The 3,599-nt window shown below is 71.1% G+C and carries 3 protein-coding genes and 1 pseudogene; all 4 read right to left on the reverse strand.

Going from position 1 to position 3,599, the window contains the following annotated elements; genetic code table 11:
- On the reverse strand, window positions 1-956 hold a 956-nt coding region (locus FUT87_RS31195; protein ID WP_255512066.1), incomplete at its 3' end, for an ABC transporter permease.
- A complete protein-coding gene (locus FUT87_RS27055) occupies window positions 953-1,675 on the reverse strand; it encodes an ABC transporter ATP-binding protein (protein WP_147242815.1) in 723 nt (240 codons plus the stop codon). The genes FUT87_RS31195 and FUT87_RS27055, both read right to left, overlap by 4 nt.
- Entirely contained in the window at window positions 1,675-2,250 is a 576-nt protein-coding gene (gene msrA, locus FUT87_RS27060) for a peptide-methionine (S)-S-oxide reductase MsrA (protein ID WP_147242814.1), read from the reverse strand. Before msrA ends, FUT87_RS27055 begins: the two co-directional genes overlap by 1 nt.
- Before the next feature lie 104 nt (window positions 2,251-2,354).
- Window positions 2,355-3,532 (reverse strand): annotated as a pseudogene (locus FUT87_RS27065) (DUF748 domain-containing protein).
- Between the last annotated feature and the right edge of the window lie 67 nt (window positions 3,533-3,599).

Raw genomic sequence — 3,599 nt, forward strand, 5'->3', positions numbered from 1 at the left:
ACCATGCTCAGCAGCCGCGCGGTCTCCAGCGCCGGCACCGAGGCCTGTAACCCCGCCTGCGCGTTGACCCAGCGCGGCAGCATCACCGCGGCCAGCGGACTGCGGTAGCGCACCAGCACCATGCTGACCTCGAGCGCGGCGTCCGCGTGAGCACCGGTGTGCTCGCGGTCGTGCTCGTGCTCGTGCTCGTGCTCGTGCTCGTGGTCCGCGGCGTGGCCGTGATCCTCGGCGCGGTCGCGGTCGCGGTCGCTGGCGTCGTCGCGGTCGCTGGCGTGATCGTCGTGGCCCCTGCCCTTCGATTCGCGGGCCGACTTCGCCGCGTGCCCATGCGCCGCATGGGCCTCCCAGACCGAGGCCAGGTCCGTCAGCACCAGCCGGTCGACCACGCCGCCCGTCGGCGCCAGGACGCCGGTCACTTCATAGGGGTGCTCGTGTTCCTCGCCGCCACCGGCCAGGCCGTGCGTGCCGTGGAACCGGTCGCCCGGCTTCAGCCCGGACTGACGCGCCACCTCGGCGCCCAGCACTGCCTGCATGGGCCCGGTCCAGCGCCGGCCCTGGGCGAGCTCCAGCTGGTAGAGCGCCAGGTAGTCCGCCGTCGTGCCGACGATGCGATGGCCGCGGAAGCTGTCGCCCAGCGAGATCGGCACCGCCTGCGCCACCAGCGGCTGCGCCTTCAGCTGCGAGACGGTGGCGAGCGGGATGTTCCCCGTCGACTGGTCCAGGTGGAACACGCCTGCCAGCAGGATCTGCATCGGACTGCCCTTGGCACCGACGACCAGGTCGATGCCGCCGAGATCGCGCCGAAGGCCTTGCTCCAGCTGCTCGCTGACCAGCACGACGAAACCGATCGCGGCCAGGCCCAGGCTCAGCAGCATCAGGTTGAGCGTCGTCAGCATCGGACGCGCCCAGAGGTATCGCCACGCCAGGCGCGGCAGGTTCAGCGGGGACCGGCTCATTGGGTGGCGCACGACGTCGGCAGCGGCATCGCCGCGCTGCCCATGCGCGTGAGCCTCAACCGTTGCAGCGCCGGCCACTCGCTCCAGACGGCCTCGATGCGGGCGTCATGCGAGGCGATCACCAGGCTGGCGCCGTGTTCCGTCGCCACGCGACGCAGCAGCGCCAGCGTGGCGTCACAGGCCTCGTCGTCGAGGTTGGCGGTGGGCTCATCGGCGAGCACGAAACGCGGCGCGCGCAACAACGCCCGCGCCAATGCCACGCGCTGCGCCTGGCCCTGGCTGAGCGCATGCGGACGTCGGTCCAGCAGTGGCGCTATGCCCAGCTCGGCCAGCAGGGCCGCGATCCGGGCCTCGTCCGGCTTGAGCCCTGCGGCGACGTAAGGCAGCGCGAGGTTGTCGCGCACGCTCAGCGAGGCGCTCAGGTGCAGACGCTGCGGCACGAAGCCCAGATGGGCGCCGCGCCAGGCGTCCCGCGCGGCCGGCGCGAGCGCGCCGACCTCCACCCCGTCCATCGCCAGGCGTCCCGCCGTCGGCGTCAGCAGTCCGGCCATCAAGGCGAGCAGCGTGCTCTTGCCGCTGCCCGAAGCGCCGCGCAGCAGCAGATGACCGCCGCGCGGCACCTCGAAGTCGGGAAAGTGCAGGTCGGCCGCGGCGGACGCCCCGTAGCGGAAGCGCAGCCCGTGGCTCGCGATCAGCGCGGCGGCGTCCGTCGACGCCATCAGCCGGCCGCCTCGTCCTTCAGCAGTTCCTTGAACTTCTTCGCGAACTTGTCGACCTTGGGCGCGACAACGAACGCGCAGTAGCCCTGCTCCGGGTGATTGGCGAAGTAGTCCTGGTGATACGCCTCGGCGGGCCAGTAGTTCTGCTCGGGCTGGACCTCGGTGACGACCTTGCCGCCATGGGCGCGCTGCGCCTCGTCCAGCACCTGCCGGATCACGCCGAGCTGCTCGGGCCGCGTGTAGTAGATGCCGGAGCGGTACTGCGTGCCGACGTCCGCGCCCTGGCGGTTCAGCGTCGTCGGATCGTGGATGGTGAAGAACACCTGCAGCAGATCCTCGAGGCTGACGACGCGGGTGTCGAAACGCACCCGCACGACCTCGGCATGACCGGTGTTGCCGGAGCAGACCTGCTCATAGTTGGGCTGCGTCACCTGGCCGTTGGTGTAGCCGGACTCGACGCCCAGCACGCCCTTGACGCGCAGGAACACCGCCTCGGTGCACCAGAAGCAGCCGCCTCCGAGGGTGATCAGGTCCTCGCCGGCCGGCAGGGAAACGGGATTCGGGGTGGTCGTCATGGCAGGTCCTCAAGGCTGGCGGGAAGTCTTCCCGCGACAGGCGGATTCAGATCGGGCGCGCGACCCGGAAATCAAGCCCGCCAGCATAGGCGAGCGACGCCCGCTCACTGTGCGCTGAGCGCCAGATCCACGCGCGGCTGCCAGGGCTTGTCCTTGTCGGCGCCGCGCTCGTCGTCCTTCGCATGCAGCTTCGGCGAGGCCAGGAACATGCGCGCGTTCGGCACGCCGCGCTCGATCAGCGCATCCCGCACCGCGACCGCGCGCTGCAGCGCCAGCTCCCGCAGCTGCTCGTCGGTGACGGTGTAGCTGTCCATCAGCAGCTCGCGCATCTGCTCGGCCGGGATGTCCTTGGTCAGGCCGACGAAGTTGCGCGGCTTGTTGGGCAGCTTGGCGTTGTCATAGACGACCTTGAGCAGGCGCGCGCGCTGGGCGTCGTCCAGCGTCACCGGCGCATCGCTCGCGGCGGAGGCCGCCGGCGCCGGGCCCGCCGCCTGTGTGCCCGCCGCCCGCCGCAGTTCGCGACGCCGTTCCGCGAGCAGCGCGTCCTCGAGCCGCGCCGCCTGGGCCGCGCGGCGCTCGCCGGCCGGATCCACCCAGCCGGTGATGCTCAGTTGCAGCGCCGGGCGGTCCGCCAGCACCCGGGTCAGCGGCTCGAGCTTCTTCGCCGCGTCCGGCTGCAGCGCGGCCGTGCCGGGCTTGAACTCGAGCTGGCTCATCTCCGCCCCGCCGCCGCCGGACAGCAGCGAGAACGGCGACATCAGCGCCTTGGTCAGCAGGTTGACGATGAGCTTGACGACCAGCCCGCCGACGCTGAACTCCGGATCGTTGAGCGAGCCGCTGACCGGCAGGTTGACGTCGATCACGCCGTCCCGGTCCTTGAGCAGCGCCACCGCCAGCTTGACCGGCAGCTTGGTCGCGGTCGGGCTGTCGATGCGGTCGCCGAAGGTCAGCTGGTTGAGCACGATCTTGTTGTCGGCCTGCAGCCGGCCGCCCGGCTCGATCTCGTAATGCACGCGCGTCGAGAGCTTGCCGCGCTCGATCGCATAACCGGCGTACTTGCCGGCATAGGGCGACAGCGGCGCGAGCTCGATGTCGGTGGCGCTGGCGGTGATGTCCAGCGCAGCGGCGCCCCGCTCGGGTTCAGGCGGCCGCTGATGTCCAGCAGCCCGGTGCCCTCGACCTTGCCCTTGAGCTGCAGCGGCGCCATCTCCGCCGAGCCCGCCGAGAACGCGCCCAGCGTGCCGGTCAGTTCGCTGAGGTTGGCGCTGTAGTTGGGCTTGATGAACCGGTCGTTGAAATCGCTTGCCGCCGTTGAGCCGGGTCTCGGCGATGCTGAGCCGCAGCGGCGG

The sequence above is a fragment of the Mitsuaria sp. TWR114 genome, from assembly GCF_007997345.1.